Annotated in this window: 1 pseudogene; it reads left to right on the top strand. The window is 35.6% G+C overall.

From position 1 onward, the window contains the following. Positions 1 to 190 (top strand): annotated as a pseudogene (locus MPC4_RS05340) (methylmalonate-semialdehyde dehydrogenase (CoA acylating)); the annotation flags it as partial. Positions 191 to 388: the final 198 nt, after the last annotated feature.

Raw genomic sequence — 388 nt, 5'->3', positions numbered from 1 at the left:
TAATGTGCCTTTACCAGTACCTGTGGCTTATCATAGCTTTGGTGGCTGGAAACGTTCGTTATTTGGTGATTTACATGCGTATGGCCCAGATGGTGTCCGTTTTTACACACGCCGTAAAACCATTACACAGCGTTGGCCATCTGCTCAAGTCCGTGAAGCAAAACAATTTTCAATGCCAACTTTAAATTAATTTTTATTATTAGGGAAAACAGCCGTTTTCCCTTTTTTCATGACTGTAGGATTTTGAAATGTAATAAATTGTTTTTATGGATATATTTTTAAGGAATGAAATATGAATAATGATAGAACAAAAAAATTAGGCGAAGGACTTTCAAATCGCCATATCACAATGATTAGTATTGGCGGTGTTATTGGTGCAGGTTTATTT

It is taken from the genome of Methylocella tundrae, from assembly GCF_901905185.1.
Lineage (GTDB): Bacteria > Pseudomonadota > Alphaproteobacteria > Rhizobiales > Beijerinckiaceae > Methylocapsa > Methylocapsa tundrae.
This window is presented reverse-complemented; position numbering and strand designations above follow the sequence as displayed.